General features: G+C 62.0%; 18 protein-coding genes. 4 read left to right on the forward strand and 14 right to left on the reverse strand.

The annotated features are described in order from the left end of the window. Positions 1–86 precede the first annotated feature (86 nt). Positions 87–1,463, reverse strand: a complete 1,377-nt coding sequence (locus AC4CS3_RS12170) for a sensor histidine kinase (RefSeq protein WP_490783692.1) — start codon at positions 1,461–1,463, stop codon at positions 87–89. A 581-nt stretch (positions 1,464–2,044) separates the two neighbouring features. Here AC4CS3_RS12170 and AC4CS3_RS12175 point away from each other — a divergent pair. After that, the gene (locus AC4CS3_RS12175) at positions 2,045–2,896 is read left to right on the forward strand and encodes a response regulator transcription factor (protein ID WP_490783693.1); all 852 of its coding nucleotides are present in this window, start codon (positions 2,045–2,047) and stop codon (positions 2,894–2,896) included. Between the two features lie 11 nt (positions 2,897–2,907). On the opposite strand, the gene AC4CS3_RS12180 is transcribed toward AC4CS3_RS12175, so the two are convergent. The 13 genes from AC4CS3_RS12180 to AC4CS3_RS12240 form a co-directional block, all read right to left on the reverse strand. Then, complete coding sequence (locus AC4CS3_RS12180; protein ID WP_490783694.1) at positions 2,908–3,363, reverse strand: Hpt domain-containing protein; 456 nt, start codon at positions 3,361–3,363, stop codon at positions 2,908–2,910. A 128-nt stretch (positions 3,364–3,491) separates the two neighbouring features. Next, positions 3,492–4,376, reverse strand: coding sequence for a type II secretion system F family protein (locus AC4CS3_RS12185; RefSeq protein WP_490783695.1), 885 nt, complete (start codon positions 4,374–4,376; stop codon positions 3,492–3,494). Between the two features lie 8 nt (positions 4,377–4,384). Beyond that, positions 4,385–5,317: a type II secretion system F family protein gene (locus tag AC4CS3_RS12190; protein WP_490783696.1), complete on the reverse strand. Its 933-nt coding sequence runs from the start codon at positions 5,315–5,317 to the stop codon at positions 4,385–4,387. 7 nt (positions 5,318–5,324) lie between these two features. Further along, entirely contained in the window at positions 5,325–6,842 is a 1,518-nt protein-coding gene (locus AC4CS3_RS12195) for a TadA family conjugal transfer-associated ATPase (protein ID WP_490783697.1), read from the reverse strand. Further along, positions 6,842–8,035 carry a CpaE/TadZ family protein gene (locus AC4CS3_RS12200; protein WP_490783698.1) on the reverse strand — a complete coding sequence of 398 codons (1,194 nt, stop codon included), beginning with the start codon at positions 8,033–8,035 and terminating at the stop codon, positions 6,842–6,844. The genes AC4CS3_RS12195 and AC4CS3_RS12200 overlap by 1 nt, the downstream gene beginning before the upstream one ends. Further along, positions 8,032–8,775, reverse strand: coding sequence for a Flp pilus assembly protein CpaB (cpaB, locus tag AC4CS3_RS12205; protein ID WP_490783699.1), 744 nt, complete (start codon positions 8,773–8,775; stop codon positions 8,032–8,034). Before cpaB ends, AC4CS3_RS12200 begins: the two co-directional genes overlap by 4 nt. A gap of 33 nt (positions 8,776–8,808) precedes the next feature. After that, positions 8,809–9,837 (reverse strand): Tad domain-containing protein, encoded by a 1,029-nt coding sequence (locus AC4CS3_RS12210; protein ID WP_490783700.1) that lies wholly within the window; start codon positions 9,835–9,837, stop codon positions 8,809–8,811. Beyond that, complete coding sequence (locus AC4CS3_RS12215) at positions 9,825–10,199, reverse strand: TadE/TadG family type IV pilus assembly protein (protein ID WP_490783701.1); 375 nt, start codon at positions 10,197–10,199, stop codon at positions 9,825–9,827. The genes AC4CS3_RS12210 and AC4CS3_RS12215 overlap by 13 nt, the downstream gene beginning before the upstream one ends. Before the next feature lie 125 nt (positions 10,200–10,324). Then, a complete protein-coding gene (locus AC4CS3_RS12220) occupies positions 10,325–10,552 on the reverse strand; it encodes a Flp family type IVb pilin (protein ID WP_441413257.1) in 228 nt (75 codons plus the stop codon). A 49-nt stretch (positions 10,553–10,601) separates the two neighbouring features. After that, positions 10,602–10,814, reverse strand: coding sequence for a Flp family type IVb pilin (locus AC4CS3_RS12225; protein ID WP_236812567.1), 213 nt, complete (start codon positions 10,812–10,814; stop codon positions 10,602–10,604). A gap of 644 nt (positions 10,815–11,458) precedes the next feature. Continuing rightward, positions 11,459–14,257, reverse strand: a complete 2,799-nt coding sequence (locus AC4CS3_RS12230; protein WP_490783702.1) for a PEP/pyruvate-binding domain-containing protein — start codon at positions 14,255–14,257, stop codon at positions 11,459–11,461. A 99-nt stretch (positions 14,258–14,356) separates the two neighbouring features. Continuing rightward, a complete protein-coding gene (locus AC4CS3_RS12235; protein ID WP_490783703.1) occupies positions 14,357–15,037 on the reverse strand; it encodes a PAS and ANTAR domain-containing protein in 681 nt (226 codons plus the stop codon). Positions 15,038–15,213: 176 nt separating this feature from the next. After that, entirely contained in the window at positions 15,214–16,176 is a 963-nt protein-coding gene (locus AC4CS3_RS12240; protein WP_490783704.1) for a plastocyanin/azurin family copper-binding protein, read from the reverse strand. Between the two features lie 419 nt (positions 16,177–16,595). On the opposite strand from AC4CS3_RS12240, the gene AC4CS3_RS12245 reads away from it, so the two are divergent. From AC4CS3_RS12245 to AC4CS3_RS12255, 3 genes are all read left to right on the forward strand, one after another. Next, positions 16,596–17,651: an LCP family protein gene (locus AC4CS3_RS12245; protein ID WP_490783705.1), complete on the forward strand. Its 1,056-nt coding sequence runs from the start codon at positions 16,596–16,598 to the stop codon at positions 17,649–17,651. A 203-nt stretch (positions 17,652–17,854) separates the two neighbouring features. Next, positions 17,855–18,478: a TasA family protein gene (locus AC4CS3_RS12250; protein WP_490783706.1), complete on the forward strand. Its 624-nt coding sequence runs from the start codon at positions 17,855–17,857 to the stop codon at positions 18,476–18,478. A 99-nt stretch (positions 18,479–18,577) separates the two neighbouring features. After that, positions 18,578–19,579, forward strand: coding sequence for a signal peptidase I (locus AC4CS3_RS12255; protein ID WP_490783707.1), 1,002 nt, complete (start codon positions 18,578–18,580; stop codon positions 19,577–19,579). Positions 19,580–19,617: the final 38 nt, after the last annotated feature.

Raw genomic sequence — 19,617 nt, forward strand, 5'->3', positions numbered from 1 at the left:
GTAGTGGGTACTCTACTTTGCTCGCCCGAATACTTGCACGGCGGCCAGTTACCCGGTCCGGCAACCGGCTTAATACAGTGCCGGCTCTAGTACAGTGCCGGGGCTTCTGTCTGCGACGGTTCCTGCGGCGGACCAGCCGGCAGCGCCACAGTGAAGGTGCTTCCAGTGCCGGGCTTGCTGCTGCAGGAGATGCTGCCGCCATGGCGTTCCACGATGGACTTGGTAATGGACAATCCAAGTCCGACGCCCGGAATCGCGGCCTGACGGGCAGCGTTTGTCCGAAAGAACCGAGTGAAAATCCTGGCCGACTCGTCGGTGGTCATGCCCATCCCCGTGTCCTTCACTTCAAGCTGGACCCATCCGTCGTTCCGCTCCGCCCTGATCGTCACGAGTCCGCCACCAGGCGAATACTTGATGGCGTTGGATACCAGATTGTCCAAGGCCTGTCCCAGCCTCAAGGGGTCGGCGTTCGCCCACAGGGGTGCGGGAACGTCGGCGACGAGGCCCACGTGGGCGGCGTCGGCCTGCGCCCGCGCAGAAACCAAGCTGTTTTCGACCAGCCCGGCCAAATCCGTGCGCCGCAGATGCACGCTCTCTACTGCCGCAGCTGACGAGAGCAGGTCCTCCACCAAGGCCCGGAGCCGCTCGGCATTCCGCTCCGCAACTTCCAGGCCAAGCCTTGTTGCTGGTTGGAGTTCTTGGGCGCCGCGCAGCACAAGATCGATGTTGCCCAGGATGGATGTCAGCGGCGATCCGAATTCGTGCGAAACGTTGGCAACCAATTCGTCCTTGGCCGCGAGTGCATCGACAACATCCGTCACGTCCTTGAAAACGATCACCGCACCAGCAAATCCGTCGTCGAGCTCGCTTTTCATACCCCTTGCGGCGGTTGAGACGGCCCGTTGGCCGGTGCCGGCGCCGAACCAAAGCAGATAATCGGAAAATGTTTCCCCTTGAACGGCCCTCCGAACAGGGCCCTTTTCAAGCTGAATCGGCGTCCGCCTGTCCTGGCCGAAAACCAGCCAGTCTTGTTCCGCGTGCCCCCGCGAGCCTTCCGCGGGCATTGCCATCTTTAGGAATGCCTTTTGTTGGTTGTTGATCAGGAGGGTTTCGCCCTGCGAATCGACGGCGACAATTCCGACGTCGATCGTGTCCAGGATTGTCTTGAGCAGTGTTTCCCGCTCCCTGCTGGCGGCCAACAATTGCCGAAGGGCCTGATCCCGCTGGCTTACCCTCCGTTGCTGGAGACGTGCATTTGAGCCAGCCAGACGAATGGAGACTGCCATTGCGAACATCATGAGGGGCAAGAGCAGCACCGAAGAAATGTCCGACGAAGTGGGACGGGGCAAGTGCGAAACCACCGGGGGAAACGCGATGACGAAAGGACCTACAAAGCTGAGGATCAGGCTTGTCTTGGAAAGCATGCCCGAGGCAGACAACCAGATCACGGGAAAGATAGCCAATGTGATGAGGCCAGGTATCGCGCTGAAAGCGCCGTTTCGCGTGAACCAGAGGGCAACAAAATCCAAAATGGGGATCGCAAGGCTTGCGCTCGGTGCCAATCTCTCCCAAGGGACCAGCAGGCACCCCAGGAACAGGACGCCGTGGAGAAGGACTCCGGTAACGAACAACCAATTTTGGGTCAACCCTGGCCAAACAGTAGGTGCCGCGATTGCCAAGCCCGCGATGATGAGCGTTAGTGGCAATTCACAGACAGCCAGCCGGGCGCGAGGCGTGAGTTTTCTGAAGAAACGGGCGGCCGCGCGGAAAAATGGCTGCTCACTCAAAGTCGAGACCCTTCCTTGGAGATTCGCGAGCATTTACTGCTCCACGCGATTCCCGAAGGAACCGCCCGGAGTCCACTATTCCCCCCCCCAAAGGAACCACAATACGATGGTCCGAACGATCCAACTGGAAGTTCGGAGCAGCGCTTAATCCACATATTAGATGCCAGATGGCTTTAATGCTTGTATCGTGAGTATTTGGGTGGCATTTACCGCATTGCGCTGGGCTGTGCGGCGATGTGCGCCCACAAGGATGTCCAATGAGCGAGCCTGGGGTAGCTGTAGTCATTGAGGATGACGAAGACGTACGAAATCTGGTTGACGCCATCCTCAAAGAAGCTGGATTTGTGGTGCATTCTGCCGCCACCGGACGCGAAGGCGTGGAAGTGGTGCGGGATCACCATGCCTCCGTGGTGACGCTCGACGTCGGGCTTCCGGATATGGACGGCCACGAGGTTCTGCGTCGGATTCGGCAATTCAGCGACGCATATGTCGTGATGCTGACGGCCAGGCGCGACGAGCCGGACACGTTGACGGCTTTCCTCACCGGTGCGGACGACTATGTCAAGAAGCCGTTTCTACCGCGCGAGTTGAGGGCCCGGGTCACCGCCATGATGCGGCGGCCGCGCGCGGAAGGCAGGCTTGCGTTGCCGGAGGAGGGTCGCGGGGGTTCGGGCGGTGCGGCCGGTTTAGACCGGCCCGACGGCGGTGCGGCAGACGGCGGTTCGGCCGGGGCCGCTGCGGCCGGTTCAGACGGGACCGGTTACGGCCCTGACCGAGCTGTGATTCGGCACAATGGCTTGGCCCTGAACTACAAATCACGCATGGTGACGCTTCAAGGTTCAGCCCTGACGTTGACGAGAAGCGAATTCGATCTGCTCTTCGACTTGCTTCGGGCGAATGGGGAGGTGCGGACGCGCGCTGACCTCGTGAGGGCTGCGCGCGGTGACTACTACGACGACGATGCGTACATCAGCGACGCCGACGAACGGGCTGTTGAAACCCACATCGGGAACCTCCGCCGAAAGCTCCGCGAAGATCCACAATCACCGCGCTTTCTACAGACTGTCCGAGGAGTCGGGTATCGGCTCACGCCGAAAACATCGGACTAAGCGGGCGAACGTCAATCGTTCCGGAGGACGTAGCTGTCCTTTAGTTCCTGGACCGTTAGGTGCCCGCATTCTGCAACTTCCTTCAGGAGGGGGCGGGCCTCACGCAATTCACTTTTTCGAATGCGCTCCTCCAGTTGCGCTGCAAGTACCGCGAGGCGAACACCGCCAACCATCGTGGACGAGGTCCGGAGGCTTAGGACCGCGTTCAGGGCCGCGGCAACGTCGCCGCGCTCGACGGCGGTCGCCAGGATTTCGTATCGCTTTCCCCAGAGTTTCGCGAAGTCGCCTGCAAACGTGCGTGCGATCAGCGGATTGTCCACTTGGTCTTCCAGGAGTTGGAATTCCGCGAGGTCCAGTATGGGATGTTCGGCAAGCGGGACGGCGGGCAGCGCGCTCGAGTCGTCAGCTGAGCCCGGATGGCTCGGATCTGAATCCTCGTTGACCTCGCTGGAACCTGAACTGAACATAGCCCAATGCTACTTTCTGAATTCCGGAAAAACCGAACTTATGCTTATCTTAAGGAAATCTTAGGCCTTTCTTGATTCAACCCCTTTTTCATGCAGAGCGCCCAATTCGGACAAATGTGATATTGCGCTCAGCCACCGCTGAACGTGGTTATGGTGTTGATGACAGCCGGACCCAGGATTGCAATGAACAACACCGGGAAGATGAAGAACAGAAGGGGGAAGAGAATCATCACCGGGAGCTTCATCGCCTTCTCTTCAGCGCGTTGGCGCCGCTTCACCCTCATCACCTTTGCCTGGACCCGCAGGACCCGGCTGATCGCAATGCCGTATGTGTCCGCCTGGATTACGGCCTGCACGAAGCTTCGGAGCTCAGGAACGTTGGTACGCTCGGCCAGTGCCAGATAGGACTCGCGGCGGCTCCGTCCAACTTGCATGTCCTGCAGTGTCCGCACCAACTCCTCAGCCAGCGGCCCCTTCCCGTTTTCCCCGGCGCGGGCCAATGCTCCTTCGAAACCTAGGCCCGCCTCGACCGATATCAGCATTTGGTCCATGGTATTTGCGAGTTCCAATTGCAAGGCTTTTTGACGCTCTTGTCCTTTGCTGTAGAGCAAAAGATCCGGAATGAAGTAACCAAGCAATACAACAAAAATCCCAACGAGCTTGATGATCCCGCTCGAGCTGTTGGCACTGATGAATAGGCCCAATAGCGCTCCGCATAATCCAAGGAAGGGCTTGGCCGCGAGGACGCGTCCCAAAGGGAGCGACGGCGGGCGGCCAGCCAGCGCGATCAGCCGATCCAGCTTCTGGACGTAGCTTCCAGGCGTCAGGCGGTAGCCAATGTACTCGAGTGCGCCGCCACGATTTTGTGGACCGGCCTCGGCAACACTTTGACCCTGCGTCAAAAGCTCCTGGACGGCGCGCTGGGTTTTGCGGTCAACCGAGAGGAACGACCAAGCCAGGTAGGCGATAGGCAGGGGAACTAACAGCAGGGAGAGGAGGAGAGAGGGATTCACGCGTCACCTCAAAATTTCAAGTCTATGATCTTGCGCATCCAGAGACCGCCAATGGTCATCAGGATGGCTGAACCAGCTATCATTCCCCAGCCGAGCGGATTGGAGAACATCACGTCCATGTAGCCGGGGTTGACAACCATAAGCATGGTCACGATGCCGAAGGGAAGTGCCATCAGGATGTATCCCGAGAACTTTCCCTCCGCGGCCAAGGACTTGATATGTCCCTTGATCTCGCTGCGTTCACGTATGGTCTCGTTGACTTGGTCCAAGACCTCCGCGAGGTTTCCACCCACCTCGCGGTTGATTTGGATGGCCTGCGCTATCCATACAAAGTCCTCGCTCCGCATTCGCTCCGCTGCGTCGTTGAGCGAGGCCTGGAGAACGCGGCCAAGGCTTGTCTCTGTGATGATCCGGCGCATTTCCTCGGCAGTCGGGCTGGCCGATTCATTGGCCGCAGCGTCGATGGCACGGAGGATGCTGTGCCCGGCCCTCAAGCCGCCGGACAGTAGTTGGAGGGTGTCGCCAAGCTGAGCGTCGAATTTCCCGCGCCTTTTGCCAGCCAGGGAACCGAGGATGAGCCGGGCAACGAAGGGTGCCGGGATGAAGAATAGGATGGCCACCAACGGGCCCCCGATCACCAGCCCGATCAAGGCACCCACGAGTGCACCCGCAATCACAAGGATGAAGAAATCCGCCTGGCTCATCCGCAGTCCGGCATTCTCCAGTTCTTCACGATTGAAGAGCCGCACGTTGCGCCTGGCCAGAACCCCGTGAAGTACCTCGGTGGCAGAACCTGCAAACCGCGTCAGCTGGGACCCCGAGCCTTCATGATACGGACGCCTCCTATCGAACGGAACTTCCGGGGTTTTCGGCAAAATCACAGCCACCCCGAAAAACAGGATGGCTGAAAGCATCAAGGCCATTCCGATCATGAGCACCATGTTCCACTCACGTCCTTGCTACTGTTGCAGTTGCCAGGGGAGCGGCAAATACCCCGGGAGAAACGCGGATGCCCAGGTCATCGAAGCGGTCGATGAACCGCGGACGGATACCCGTCGGGACGGGCCTTCCAAGAAACATCCCGTGGGCGTCAACTCCAGCCGAGTAGTCGAAAACAAAGGCGTCCTGGAGAGTGACGATGTCGCCTTCCATCCCTTGAACCTCGGTGACGTGTGTGATTCGGCGCGTTCCGTCCCGCAAACGGGAGATCTGGATGATGAGATTCACGGCCGAGGCAATTTGCTCGCGGATTGCGCGCAGCGGCAGGTCCATGCCGGCCATGAGCACCAAGGTTTCAAGGCGTGCCACAGCATCGCGAGGGGAATTTGAGTGCACCGTTGAGAGTGAACCGTCGTGCCCGGTGTTCATCGCCTGAAGCATATCGAGGGACTCTCCGCCGCGGACCTCGCCGACGACGATCCTGTCCGGCCGCATACGGAGGGAGTTCCTGAGCAACTCCCTGATGGTCACTTCACCCTTGCCCTCCGTGTTCGGCGGCCTGCTCTCAAGCCTGACCACATGTTGCTGTTGGATCTGCAGTTCTACGGCGTCCTCAATCGTGACAATCCGGTTGTCCTCGGGGATGAAAGAAGACAGGACATTCAACAACGTGGTCTTACCCGTTCCGGTACCCCCGGAAACAATGATGTTCAGCTTCGCCTTGACGCAAGCGTTAAGGAGCTCAGCCATCTCGGGTGTGAGCGTGCCGAAGTCGATCAGGTTCCTGATAGTCAACGGTATTTTGCTGAATTTTCGGATGGTCAACGACGATCCGCCCACCGCGAGGGGAGGGATCACGGCATTGACGCGCGAGCCGTCTTCAAGTCGCGCGTCGACAAGAGGGGACGACTCGTCGATCCTGCGCCCCACCTTCGAAACAATGCGTTCGATGACCCTCCTGAGATGGTCCTCGGAGCTGAATCCGGAATCCGTCAAGGTCAGCTTGCCTTTTCTTTCGACGTAAATCTGGTCCATCCTGTTGACCATGATTTCGGTAACGTCTGCATCGTCCAGCAAGCGTTGAAGCGGCCCGTAGCCAAGGACGTCATCCGCCACGTCCGCCACGAGCCTGCTGCGTTCGTCCGCGGACAATGGAACCTGCTCGCCGTCGATGATCCGGATGAGCTCTTCCCGAGCAGTAGACCGCAACTCCTGTTCGCTGACGCTCGAGTCGTTGAACCTTGCCCCCAGTCGCTCGAACAGCGCCGTAGCGGCGCGCTGTTTGAGGGCAGCGAAAGCGTCCACCGGTTGCGGGGTCCTGAGCTTCGGCGAGTCAGGGACGTCGGACAGCTTGACTGACGTGTGGGGTTTTGCGGCACCGCTAGGCTTCCCGCCGGTAATTGGCCTTCCTTGCTGAGTGGACTCAGCGAACGTCGGTTTGGGCGAAGACGGCGTGTTTGCGACCCTCCGGCCGACAGACACCTCGACCTTGTCCTCAGCAGCATGCAGGCGTTCGGAAAGCTTCATTAGACCACTACCCTTCTGTGCAGTTTGCGCTGCGCCGTGGCACGCCACGCGGGATTGAAGCGCTCGACAAGTTGTTTGAGTCCCTTGACGGCCGGATCCTTCACCGAGTCCTGGAGCACGGGAATGCCGCGGTTGGTGGAGAACGCTACGGCTTTCGATCGAGGGATGCTCACGTCAACCGGGGCGCCGACGGTGGACTCGACGTCCTGCACCGACAGCCCCGACTTGGAATCAGCCATGTTGAGCACCACATGCCGGGTTTCCGGCAGGAGGTTCAGCCTGCGGAGAATGTCCAGGCCGGAACGGAGGCCACGGACACTTGGAACGTCCATGCCGGTCACCCAGACAGCGTCCGAGCATTGCTCGAGGGCAGCTAGCCCGATTTCGGGCAGTCCAGGTGCCGTGTCAACAACCACATATTGGAATTCTTGTGCGAGCTGTTCGAGGAGCCTACCGACTTGTTCCGGAGAGATCTCGTCTGCTTCGACGGGGTCCTTCGGCGCGCACAAAGCATAGATGCTTGCCGGGTGAACAGTGAGAAATGCCTTGAGCACCAGGGAATCCTGGCTGGCCGAGGGAGTAACGGCATCGGTGACTGTATGCGCCGGATTGAGGTAGAGCCCGGAGGCGACGTCACCGAATTGCAGGTCCAGATCCACGATCACCACGCTCATCGGCGCGATCTTGCCCAACCCCACTGCGATGTTCGTGGCGATGGTCGTCTTGCCCACGCCGCCTTTGGGGGAAAAGACGCCGATCACCAAACCCTTCGGGGAGCCGGATTGCGTGGGTTCCCCAGTGCGCTGCCGGCTCGCGAAAGACTGGCACGCGCGCTCAAGCATGACCCGTATCTGAGCCAGGTCTGCGTCCGGGCTCATGATGTCGCGGATACCGGACCGCATGGCTTGGAGGACAAACGCAGGATCCAGTTCACTGACAAGGATGACGCTCAGTTCCGGCAACTGCACATCGAAGACGGTGGCCAGGCGCAGGGCATCTTCCACGGGCACGCCGGGTCCCAGAATCAGCACTTCGAGTTGTTCCTGGTTGAGCGCGCCGAACAGTTCGGCGGGGTCAGCCGGCAAAACGCTCGTGAAGAAGGTCTGCACGCTTCCCGGCAGGCCGCCCGCGACAGCTTGGCGTAAACGTTGGTCAAAGTCGGTGTTCGGGGTTATCAGGACAAAGCGGCTCATTTGTATACCCCGCTCTGCTGCATGACGGTGGGGCCACTGTCTTTGGCATCCAACGGCTCTTTGCTAAGCCAGATCTTCTCGAACTCGGCGGCGAAGACAATCTTGGACGCGTCCACATCGCTCACTGCAACGGTCAGTAGGAGGGAGCCGGTGGGAAGTGCGCTGTCCTTGGATCCGGCCGCACCGGGACTCGGCGTCGCTTGTGCACTCGCTGCTGTTTGGGGGGCGCGTTGGACCATCGTCACAAGAACCTTGTGTATCGCCAATTCGGTAGTTGGCTTGTCGCTCGACATGGAGATGAATATTCCAATATGGTCACCAGGAACCAGCAGTCCCCCGACCACCCGCTGGGGTTCCAGTTGAAATGAAACCTCCTGAAGCCCCGCGGGCACCTTGACGTCTCCAGGAGTCTTGAGTGCATCCGGGGCCACCAAACGCTCGGCTACCAGGGTCTCGCCAGGGACGAGGTCGACGGCGGCGACCTTGCCTGCTGAGTCCCCCAACGTGTGTAGCGCTGTCTTGGGGACGGCCGATCCCGGCAGTTGCTGGGTATCGAGGGAATCCTTCATAGCGTCAACAGAGGTGCCGGCCGGGATGGCCGTCTTGACCACCAGGACGTCAACAGGCGCCAGGTTCTGGACTGCCCGTTGATCCGCACCCTGAGCGTAGGAGAAGACAAGAATCACCCCAACGAGGGCCAGCACTGCCGCGGCCGACCCGGCCAACAAGCGTGACTTCACTTACAACTCCTGTGTTCAAAGAACGGATGGAAACTAGTTGGTGAGGCGGACAATGGTGGCCCCGAAGGCATCTACGGGCCCCAGCGAATAGCCGTCCGCCAGCGAGACGTACTTGACGAAACTGCCGATGATTCCGCGGCAGTTTCCGTTGCAGGAAACTGATGAAGGGACATTAGGACTTGTGTTACGGAAACTGTCCGGAAGATTGTTGTTGCCGCTGAACGTCCACCCCGCTACTTTGAATGCGGCGAAGGACACCAGATGGTAAACGGCGCCGGCTCCCGTACCTGTGACGGCGTCGAAAACCGGGAGCAGAACGATGACATCCCTTCCGGCGGTGATGGTATCGGCCCACTTTTGAAGGGTGGCTGCGCAGTTGCCCGGTGCGCTGTTCCCCGGGGCGCTCCCGCCTTCGCTGACCGCGAGGTTTATCGTGCCGCCGCACGCGCCGGGATCTTGGACGATCCAGCCAAATCCCCCGGCAACCGTGGCACCTGAAGGGCCGTAATTGCAGCTCGGGTTGGCACCGGAGCCGTGATCCTGAAGTAGCTGGAGACCTCCGCCGATGTATCCCTGCACCTGGCAGATGGAGTACACGAGGGGAAAAGGGGTCCTGCCGGCGACGGCGCTCCCCCATTGAACACTCGATGTGGTCAGAACGTTTGCCGAACTAAAACCCAGGACGCGCGCGAAGAAGAGCGAGACAGCATTCGGCGCGCCGCCAGCCTGCTGGGCTCCGGCGGTCACGGTGACCTTCCGGTTTGTCAGATCCAGATTGATCGACTTGATGTTGTTCAGGCCATCGTTTGCGTTCTTGTTTGCGATGTCGCTGGCGATTGGGGACGTGGTGGAGCAATTCGGATCGCTCGTACTCGCGGCGCATTTCTGCGCCACCGCGAGGGCGGCGGCGTCGGATCCGTTCTGAACTTGCGCCCGTTCTGAATACAGCATTCCTGCATCCACGGCGAGGGCGGCGAACCCGAGCAGCACCACCAACAAGAGAGCGACGAGAACGGCAATCGCACCGCGTTCGCCGTCGTGGTGGGTCATCAGCCGCCGCATACCATTACTCCTACTCCTTGCATGGGGAAAGGCCCCGCGATTCCCGTGAGGGTGCTGAGGGTGTACTTGATGGTCACGGACATCTGGGCACCGGACGTGCAGCTGGCCGGACTGAAGGTGAAGGCGGCGTCTGCCAGCTGCGGGTTCAACGACACGGCCGCGTTTTTTGCGGCTGTCTTGGCGGCCGTCTGATCATTCGAAATCGCCATGACCCGGACACCTTCGCGTGCTGCGTTCGAGAGCGACACCTGCACGTTGTAAGCCCTGCCGAATTCCATGATGCCCAGGAGCAACATGATCAGGAGCGGTGCCAGGATGGCGAACTCGACTGCCACGGCACCGCGCTCTGAAGCCCTCGGCATGCTGTTGCCCTCCCAGAGAACGGATAGTTCGAATCAAGCAGAGTGGCGGCCGCCTGAATGCCGCCGCCACTCGGGATTTGCTTGGTGTGCTGGTGTTGCCACCAAGGCACCGTGCCGAGCGCCTCCTAGGGGCAGGTGGCTTGACCGGGTCCTGATCCTGCACTGAAGGTGGTTTTACCAGCTATGGAACACTGGGCTTGGGTGAACGTGTCATGAACTGTCCCACCCAGCAGGGTCACAGCGGCGATGATCACCACTGCGATGAGGGCGACCATGATGCCATATTCGACGGCGGTGGCACCTCTTTCGTCGCGCCGCACGTGAGACGCGGACTTTAGGAAAGCGGAAAGCATTGATGCTCCTTGTTGTCTGGTGCGAACGGTAGGGCAGGACGCGAAGCTACTAGCCGCAAACGTTGGTGGTGGTGTTCCACGTTTTGCCGGAAACTGAGCATTGGACCTGGGAGAAGGTGTTCTTGACCGTCCCACCCAGTGCCGTGACGGCGACGATGATGACGACAGCAATGAGGGCAACCATGATGCCGTATTCGACGGCGGTGGCGCCCTTTTCGCTACGACGGATGCGCGAAGCGGCATTGGAGAAGAAAGCAAACATGTGAAACTCCTGAGCGAGTTGGGGAATGTGGGCTGGTCCAGCACCAGCTCTCTAGCAACTTAGCAACGCCAAATACCCCGTGGAGCAGTCCTTGGGACTTCCTGTGTCAAGACTCGCGATCCTGCGCATTTCTTGGGTTAAACCTAGGGAAACCCTTGCGATCTTGGGCTTTCCTGCCGAGCCCGAGCAAAGGTGGGAAAACAGCTCAACCGCCCCGCCGCCGTCGGGCCCCACCCCCGGACCCGCGCTCACATATACGGCCGAATCCCGGAACCCTCGCTCGGATATATGGCCGAATCCCCGAACCTTCGCTCAGATCAAATGAGCGAGCGTCCGCCGAAAACACCCCAAAAGTGAGCGAGCGTCCGAGGGGGCACAACCCAAAGGTGCCCCAACAGCATGACCGCCCGCCGCCGTCGGGCCCCACCCCCGAACCCTCGCTCACATATACGGCCGAATCCCCGAACCCTCGCTCAGATATAAGTGAGCGAGCGTCCGCCGAAAACACCACATATGTGAGCGAGCGTCGGAAGGGGAACACACACCAAAGGCGCCCCAATAGCACAACCGCCCCGTCGCCGTCGGGCCCCACCCCCGAACCCTCGCTCAGATATATGTGAGCGGGCGTCGGTGGGGGCGCAACGCTAGGCGGGTGGGTGCTCGACGGTCACGGTGCCGGCGTCGCCGTCGACGGTGATTTGTTGGCCGCTCGTGAGCCGCTGGGTGGCGACTCCGGTGCCGAGCACAGCGGGGATGCCGTACTCGCGGGCCACAATCGAACTGTGGCTCAACGGGCCGCCGACGTCGGTGACCACGGCGGAGGCCATCGCGAAGAGCGAGGTCCATGCGGGAGTGGTGATACGGGCAACCAGAACCTCACCGGGCGCCATCTGGCCGAAATCCTGCGGCCCGCCCAGGACGCGCGCAGGAGCACTAACCCTGCCCGCACTGGCGCCGACCCCTTTGATGACATCGCCCGGTTGGTCCTGGGAGCGTGCCGGCATCATTGATTCGAAAGTGCGCTTCATCCAACGGGTCTCCGGCAGCAGTTGCGGCGCGGCCGCCTTGGCCTGGCCCCGCCAAAGCATCTTGCGTTCCTCGACGACGTCGGCACGGACGGGGCGCGCAGCCCCCGTAATTGCCACCGCCACCGGTGCAAGCGGTTCCGTCGTGCCCGTCGCCTGCGGCGCGGCGAGGCCGAACTCGACGGCGCTTTGCAGCTCCTGTTGACGCAGCCAGAACACATCGGCGGGGCGGGCGATGACGCCGGAGTACACCAGCCGTTGTCCGAGTTCGAGCAGCATCCGCCGGATCAGCGGCCAGGCAAGCCCGACGTCGGCCAGGGCATCTTCGCGTATCGGTGCGGACTTCTGCGCCCACCGGAGCAGACGGATGAACGGCGCCTTGCGACTCCGCCCGAGCCGGGTCTGTCCGAGCCGGGCGAGCACCCGCTCGGTTTGGTCCTCCCGCCGGGCGGCCGAAAGCCGCTGGCGCTCATGCGGGTCGTTGCCTTGGCCCCGGAGGTAAAACTTCACCGTATCCAGCAGCGGCGAAGGATCGTCCGCAGGCACCGGGCTGAGGAAGTCCAGGTTGTAGACCGCATGACCGAAGCGATCGAGGTGGGCCTGGAAACGTGGATGCCACTGCTGCCAGAGGGCCGGGTCCATGCCGGCAGGCGGGAGCCAGCTACGCTGCGACTCGGCCAGTGCCGCCGTCGCTTGATTGAGGATCGCCGGGGCCAGCCCCTCAACTTCCCGAGCCCAGGCCGCGAGGTCGTACAACGATTTCTCCGCACGGATCGGTTCACTGTCGTAGCCGAGGAGGAATGTCTCGGCCGGAGGATCTCCGGCGCGCCGGATGAGTTTGTCGTAGAACGCCCGGAAGGAGATTTCGCTCGTCGCGGCGATCGGAATGACTGACTCCACGGCGGTGTAGTACACGGTTCCGGCGTCGAGCAACGTCCGGACACCCTCAAGCAACTCTTCTCCTGAAAGCTCCGCAGCGGACTTCGCCGACCAGTCTTTGAGCACTTCCTTGTAGCGCGGATGCGAGAATTCACGCCAACCGGTCATGCCCATGTGCGCCTTGCCCTGAGCCAAGGCGAGCATGGCCCCCGGCGCCTTGCCCATCACCCGCCACATTGCTGAGGAGCGGTAGTAGTAGTAGGCGTACCCGTTGATGGTGGGCAGTCCGACGTCGCCATCCCTGACCACGTCACTCCCAACGGCTTCGTTCATCAGAGTCTTGAGCGAACGGGTCACCGAGCCGTCAATGAGGTCGGCGAACAGGGGCGAGAGCGGGTCCGGCAGCTGTTCCACGATGCTCGCCCGGAAGTAGAGCCCCTTCGGGTAGGGCAACGGCCAGGTGTCCGGGGTGTCAGCTACGGGTTCAGGCAGGGCCGTGATGGGCCTGGACTGCAACATGAAGAAATTGCCGTCGGCCCGCGCCCATTCGATGTCCTGCGGAGTTCCGAAATAGTCCGAAATCCGTGTTCCATAGCGGGCCAGCGCGGCGGCAGCTCCGTCGTCGAGCACGGCCTGGTTGCGAAGCGCCGTAGGGACCGGTTGCTCCGTAGTCCCTCGTTGGTCCGGAGACTCGCCATCCGCAGGGTGATCCGCGCCGCGGTCCGCGTACACAGTCATGACTTCCTTGTCGGCCGTCCGGCGCGAAAGCACGCGGCCGGTTCCCGCTTCGACCACAAGGTCATCCGTGGTGACTGTTCCACTGACCACGGACTCCCCCAGGCCCCACGCGGCACTGATCACGATCTGGTCGCGGCGCCCGTTGGCCGGATTGGCGGTGAACATGACCCCGGCCGCCTCGGCCTCGACCATCCGCTGGACCACCACCGCGAGGCGAACATCTCCCGGTGCGATGCCTTCCCGGTCCCGGTAGGCCATGGCCCGCGCCGTCCATAAGGAAGACCAGCAATCGACGACGGCGGCATCCAACGCTTCCGCGCCGCGGACGTTGAGGTAAGTTTCCTGTTGCCCGGCGAAGCTGGCCGAGGCGAGGTCCTCGGCAGTGGCGGACGAGCGCACCGCCACGGGCGCGCCGTCGTCGCGGCCGCCGCCGCCGCGAGAGCCGCCGCCGTCGTCGCCGAGGCGAGAGCCGCCGCCGTCGTCGCCGAGGCGTTCATAAGCGGCGGCGAGCTCGTAAGCGATCGCCGCAGGCATGGTGCCGCCAGTGAAAAGGTCCCGGATTGCGGCCGAGGCGTCCTCGTAATCCTGCGGCGCGGCCTCCGACGGGAGCGCCGCCAGTTCCTGGATGCGCGCCTGAATCCCGTTGGCATCCACGAAGGCCTCATACGCCGCGGTGGTCAGCACGAACCCTGGAGGGACCGGAAGCCCGGCGCGAACAAGGTTGCCCAGCCCGACGCCCTTGCCGCCGGCAACGGCGACGTCGGCTGCTTGCACATCGGCGAAGTTGTAGATGTAGGTCATGACCGTCGCTCCTTATCGCGGAGACGCCCTCATCGAGCCTGACTCACAACATACTGCCACGCCGTCCGGCGGGAGGCGATGGCTGCGCTGTCCGGCTTCTTACTGCGGGTCCAACGCGCGTTTCACCGCCGCCTGGTCGCAAGCCTGGAGAACACGAATGAACCCGTCCATTGCTTCCGGCCCCTCGTCGGTGTCAGCCACGCGAACAAGGTGTGAGGCCAGGACAGCGACCTTGACGTTCGTCATGCTGCTGCAACTCACAAGCAGTTTGAAAGCTGCGTCGGAGCTAAGGAGCAGCCGCCCCATCAGGATGCCGCGTGCCTGATTGATGACGCCCCGGGTCGCATTGGCGCCCGCGACGGCGTCACGCGCCGCTTGCTCGGTTTCCCGCCGCAGCGTGGACGTCAGGTCTACCGTGGTCCCCTCGAGCGCGACGGTCCCCGACGGGCCCGGTTGGGCGTTCCCCGCCGTCAGCACACGACGGACTTGTCCCTGCGCGTCAATGATCCGGTGATAAATACAGAAACGGCCGCCGTCCCGGAATACTTGAGCCAGGATCTCCATGGCCCGCGGCCTGTCATCCGGGTGCTTGTGCGACATGAGCAGCTCGAGCGTGGGCACAACTTCCCCTCGCTGGTAGCCGTGGAGATTGAAGAGCCCGTCGGACCATTCCGCTTTCCCTGTGAGCGGGTCAAAGAGGAAGGTTCCGGCCAGAAAGCCAGGGGCGCCCAGTGCACTCGAGTACGTATGAGGGCTGTCCAACATGGCGCAAAGACTCATTTCCTAAGGGTGCTTATTAATTCAGCTAGGCGTACAGAATACAACGCGTACGACGGCGGCACGCGCCGTCGCGTCCGCCCCCATCCGCCCCCCGGGGCTTGGTTCCCGGCCGGGTGTTTGTAGCGCCCATGCAGGAAACCAGCCCCGGATATGCAAGAAACTACCAAATCAGCAGCTTAGTCCTTCACCACCACCTTGCCGACCATTCCAAAGTAGTCGTGGAGTGCGCAGATGTAGTCGTAGACCCCTGCCTTGTTGAATGTCACCGTGAATGTCACGCCCGGCGGCAAAATGCCCGAATTGAGCTGTCCGCCCGTGTAATTCGTTGGATCGCCGAGCGGCGGGAACGGGTTGGCAGGCTCGGTACCGAACGTCACCGTGTGCGGCTCGCCCATGCCGTTGTTCACGAAGCTAACCTTCTCGCCCACGTGAATGACTACTTTAGGCTCGATGAACTGCATGACCATGGCGACGCCATCGTCGGCTCCGGCAATCACGGTGTGGTTGTCCGCCTGGTCGCGGGCGTCGCTCCAGAGTTGGTAGCCGTCACGGATGATGGCCTTTTCAGCCCGCTCTACCCGGTTGTTGTATTGCTCCTGGGTGTACGGGTAGTCCGTTCCCTTGGCCCGCACGTGGACTGTGCCCTTCTGGCCCGCGCCGTGCACAAGGCAGTAGTACGTGAAATCGCCTGTATCCGGGAACTTCAAGGTGTAGGAACTGACTTCGGCGAACCCACTGTTCGAGACGTTCGACATCACGCCGGAGTTGTAATAGGAGTGCCCGTCGTAGGACGTGCCGCCCTGCGCGGATATGTAGAGGGGGCTGAAAGGATCAAAGGGTTGCGTGGACTCGATGGTTTGCCCCGCGGCCAGGAACGTGACCGTATGGATTTCGGCGGCGTTGGCCTCCCAGGTGACTTTGTCACCGGCATTGATGTAAATGTTCTTCGGCAGGAAGGACATTCCCTGGATGGCCTGGTCCGATGATTCGGAGCCGACCTGGACAGTCCACGTCCTTGCGGATTTGCCACTGTCCGCTGCCGCTGTGCCGCTCAGGGCCACGGGCAACACGAGGGCAAGTAGCAAAACCATGAGGGCTCGAAGGCGCGGCAATATATGGGTTTTTGGATGAGCAGTCATAAGACTCATTCCTTAGGAAAATCTTTGCTGACCGGCTGTTATTAGCCTGGAAATTTTGAGGCGCCGGAGACCATGGCGTCGTTTGACGGTGACTCGGTTTCTTTTAAATTCCCTATGAACTTCAGCTCGCAACTGCCGCCCGTCCCCCGCATACGGTGCGGTGCCACGACGTTGGGGCCATGCAGGATCCTCCCTTGCTCGCAGGGATAAAGTCCAGCTCCGTGGGCCAAGAGCCCCCCATTGCGGAACCGAAAGGACACGGCAAAGCCGGCCCATGTGAAGGCGAGAGATTTATCTCTCATCGTGCTACCTGGACGTTATTTTGTCGAGACTCCGGGACTGCATACGGGCGATTATTGTGGCCGAAATGAGGCCTTCCGTGGCGCGTTTTTAACTCACCTGGGTGATACGTTCCGGACATGAACGGACGACGGCGACTGTGGCTTGCGGCGGGACTGGCAGTTCTGCTGGCCCTCGTGGTGGTTCTGGCCGCGGTCATCGCCGGATCCAACAGGACCTCGTCCGGACCATCGCCCTCAAGCGCCTCCGCGGGCGCAACGGCTACCCGCACTCCTTCCCCCACCAAGTCCCCTGCGCCAACCGCTGCTGCTCCGGCCCCCGCACCGGCCCCGCCTACTATCCCGGAGCTTCCCGCGACCCCCATGAACATCCTGGTGATTGGCAGCGACAGCCGTGCCAACGCCAGGGACCAGAACAACCAGACCGTCACAACGGGGCAATCATCGGACCAACGCTCGGATTGCCTGATGCTGATCCACGTCCCAGCAGACCGGCACAAGGTCTACGGTATTTCGATCATGCGCGACAACTGGGTGGACATCCCGGGCTATGGCGCATCCAAAATCAACGCCAGCCTTGAGGTGGGAGGCATCCCCCTGGTGGTCCGGACCGTCGAGACGCTATTGGGCACGCACATAGACCACACCGCCATGCTGGACTTCGAGGGCTTCAAAGTCCTGACGGACGGCCTCGGCGGGATCGACGTCAATGTCACACTGCCCTTCACCGCCAGCTTTGACACCCATCACACCTTTGTTGCCGGCGTCAACCACTTGGACGGAGAAGCGGCCCTGGAGTTCGTCCGCGAGCGCTACTCGTTCGTGGACGGAGACTACCAGCGCGTCCGCGACCAGCAGACTTTCCTCCGCGCCCTCTTGGCGAAGCTTTCCGGGGGCGTCCAGACTCCTGCCGGCGTGTTGGGACTCGTCCAATTTGCAGCGAACTACCTCACTGTGGACCAGGGATACGACCCCGCAGCCGTCGCCATCCTGGCCTACGGACTCCGCACCGTGGACCCCAAAGCCTCCGTCTTCTTCACCCTGCCCACTGCGGGCACGGGGACCTCCCCGGACGGACAATCGATCGTGGTGCCGGATTACGCGGGAATCGGAGAAGTGGCCGCGGCGCTGCGGGACGACACCCTGCCTGAATATGTGGCCGGCCACGGTTACTGAGCCGCCACGGGCTACTCGTTTCCACTACTCGGAGGCAGCAAGCGCCTGCCTCCCACCACTCGAAAACTACTTGATCGAATCTTTAACCAATCTTCGAGAAAAGCTTGCGGGAACCTTGCGGCTTCCTAAAAATCCTGCCGGAAAGTAGAGGTCATCGGACAGCAAAGTCCCGGTCACACGGGCTTCAAGAAACGGAAAACATCATGGGTCTCAACCTGAAAACCACCACCGGCAAAGTCATTGCATCCCTGGCCCTGGTCGGCACTGCTGCCGGCGTGGCAGGACTGGGAACCTACGGTGCCTTCACCTCCAGCACCTCCGCCAGCAACACCGTCGCCTCCGGCATCGTGAACATCGCCCTGGGCGCCTCCGGCACCACGAACCGCCTCAGCGTCGCCGCCTCCGGCCTGGTCCCCGGCGACACCGTCCAACGCGTAGCCACCCTGAGCAACGCCACCGGAAACCAGAACCTCTCCGCCATCACCCTGACCACCGCGGCGACGGCTCCGGGCTCCAAACTGGACACCGACCCGACCATGGGCCTGCAGGTAACCGTGGATGACTGCTCCGTGGCATGGACCGAAGCCGGCACCGCCCCCGCGTACACCTACACCTGCGGCGGCACAACTACTTCGGTGCTGGCCTCCCGTCCCGTCATCGGAGCGGACCTCACTCTGGCCAACCTCACCTCGGTCGCACCCGGACACACCGACAACCTCCGCGTCACCCTGACCCTGCCCGCCACCGCGGACAACTCCCTGCAGAACCAGAGCAGCACCATCGCCTTCACCTTCATCGGCACCCAGCGCACCGCCGCCGCCCAGTAACACCGCCCAGTAACACCCCCCAACCCCAGCCAGCCCTCCGCCGTCGAGCCCCCCTGAAAACGACGGCGGAGGGCATCCCCCCAGAACGGAGACCCAGCCATGACCGCATCACTGGTCCGCCACCGGCGGGTCTCCCGGACAGCCACCACGACGGCGACACCCGGCACCGATAAGCCCGCCTCGGGTAAGAACCCGGGCGTTGGGTCGAGGGTTGCCCGGGCCATGGTCAGCGTCATCACGACCACGGCAATGGTCGCCGCGGTCGCTGCGTTCCTGTTCCTCGCCGTCGGGCCCCGAATCCTCGGTTACCAGACCAGCACCATGCTCACCGGCTCGATGTCGCCGCTGATCAACCCGGGAGACGTGGTTGTCACCGTTCCCGTGGCGGTCCAGAACCTGAAGGTCGGGGACATCATCACCTACCACATTCCGGTGGAGGACCAGCGGGTGGAGACCCACCGGATCATCGACTTGACGGTGAACAACCAAGGCACTGCCACCGTCCGCACCAAGGGCGATGCCAACAACGGCGCCGACCCCTGGACCGCGACCCTGGCAGCAGGCCAGGTTGACCGCCAGGTGTTCACCGTCCCCTACCTCGGCAACGCGATCCGCGCTCTTCGTGATCCCATTGTCCTGAAGGTCCTGATGTACGGCGCTCCCGCTGCCCTGGTCATCATGGTGCTCGTCTCCATCTGGCGGAAAAAGCCCGAAGGCGACGACGACGCCGTGGACGCCGGCGCCGCCCTGCCGGCCTTTGACCGCCGCCCCCTCAAGCGCCTGGCCAGGGAGATGAAGAGCAAGGAGGCCGCTGAGAAGTTCGCCGCCACGTACGCGAGGCTGCTGCCACAGCGGGTGGACAAGATCAGCCACGCACTGAGCACCGGCGACAGCGACCTCGCAATGGATGCGGTGCTCAGCCTGAGAACCAGCTCCTCGATGGTAGGGGCGCTCCGGATGGAACAGCACTGCGTCCGCCTCGAACACGCCTTGGTCACAACCGATCACACCGCGGCGATCCAAGCCGGGGAACTCGTCCGCCAGCACCAACCACAGCTGGAAAAAGCCTTGGGCGGTCGCACCACCCGGCGCGCTGCTTGAAATCCTCTTCAAAGAACCGAACCGGGTCCGCTGCCTTT

The sequence above is a fragment of the Arthrobacter sp. SE2 genome (genome assembly GCF_058244265.1).

Excerpts from the sequence above, each read along its gene's own strand:
- AC4CS3_RS12220 (WP_441413257.1), bottom strand. The coding sequence starts at position 10,552 with ATGCTTTCCGCTTTCCTAAAGTCCGCGTCTCACGTGCGGCGCGACGAA.
- AC4CS3_RS12230 (WP_490783702.1), bottom strand. The coding sequence starts at position 14,257 with ATGACCTACATCTACAACTTCGCCGATGTGCAAGCAGCCGACGTCGCC.
- AC4CS3_RS12175 (WP_490783693.1), top strand. The coding sequence starts at position 2,045 with ATGAGCGAGCCTGGGGTAGCTGTAGTCATTGAGGATGACGAAGACGTA.
- AC4CS3_RS12190 (WP_490783696.1), bottom strand. The coding sequence starts at position 5,317 with ATGGTGCTCATGATCGGAATGGCCTTGATGCTTTCAGCCATCCTGTTT.
- AC4CS3_RS12225 (WP_236812567.1), bottom strand. The coding sequence starts at position 10,814 with ATGTTTGCTTTCTTCTCCAATGCCGCTTCGCGCATCCGTCGTAGCGAA.
- AC4CS3_RS12210 (WP_490783700.1), bottom strand. The coding sequence starts at position 9,837 with ATGCGGCGGCTGATGACCCACCACGACGGCGAACGCGGTGCGATTGCC.
- AC4CS3_RS12195 (WP_490783697.1), bottom strand. The coding sequence starts at position 6,842 with ATGAAGCTTTCCGAACGCCTGCATGCTGCTGAGGACAAGGTCGAGGTG.
- AC4CS3_RS12255 (WP_490783707.1), top strand. The coding sequence starts at position 18,578 with ATGACCGCATCACTGGTCCGCCACCGGCGGGTCTCCCGGACAGCCACC.
- AC4CS3_RS12250 (WP_490783706.1), top strand. The coding sequence starts at position 17,855 with ATGGGTCTCAACCTGAAAACCACCACCGGCAAAGTCATTGCATCCCTG.
- AC4CS3_RS12245 (WP_490783705.1), top strand. The coding sequence starts at position 16,596 with ATGAACGGACGACGGCGACTGTGGCTTGCGGCGGGACTGGCAGTTCTG.
- AC4CS3_RS12215 (WP_490783701.1), bottom strand. The coding sequence starts at position 10,199 with ATGCCGAGGGCTTCAGAGCGCGGTGCCGTGGCAGTCGAGTTCGCCATC.
- AC4CS3_RS12235 (WP_490783703.1), bottom strand. The coding sequence starts at position 15,037 with ATGAGTCTTTGCGCCATGTTGGACAGCCCTCATACGTACTCGAGTGCA.
- AC4CS3_RS12200 (WP_490783698.1), bottom strand. The coding sequence starts at position 8,035 with ATGAGCCGCTTTGTCCTGATAACCCCGAACACCGACTTTGACCAACGT.
- AC4CS3_RS12180 (WP_490783694.1), bottom strand. The coding sequence starts at position 3,363 with ATGTTCAGTTCAGGTTCCAGCGAGGTCAACGAGGATTCAGATCCGAGC.
- AC4CS3_RS12240 (WP_490783704.1), bottom strand. The coding sequence starts at position 16,176 with ATGACTGCTCATCCAAAAACCCATATATTGCCGCGCCTTCGAGCCCTC.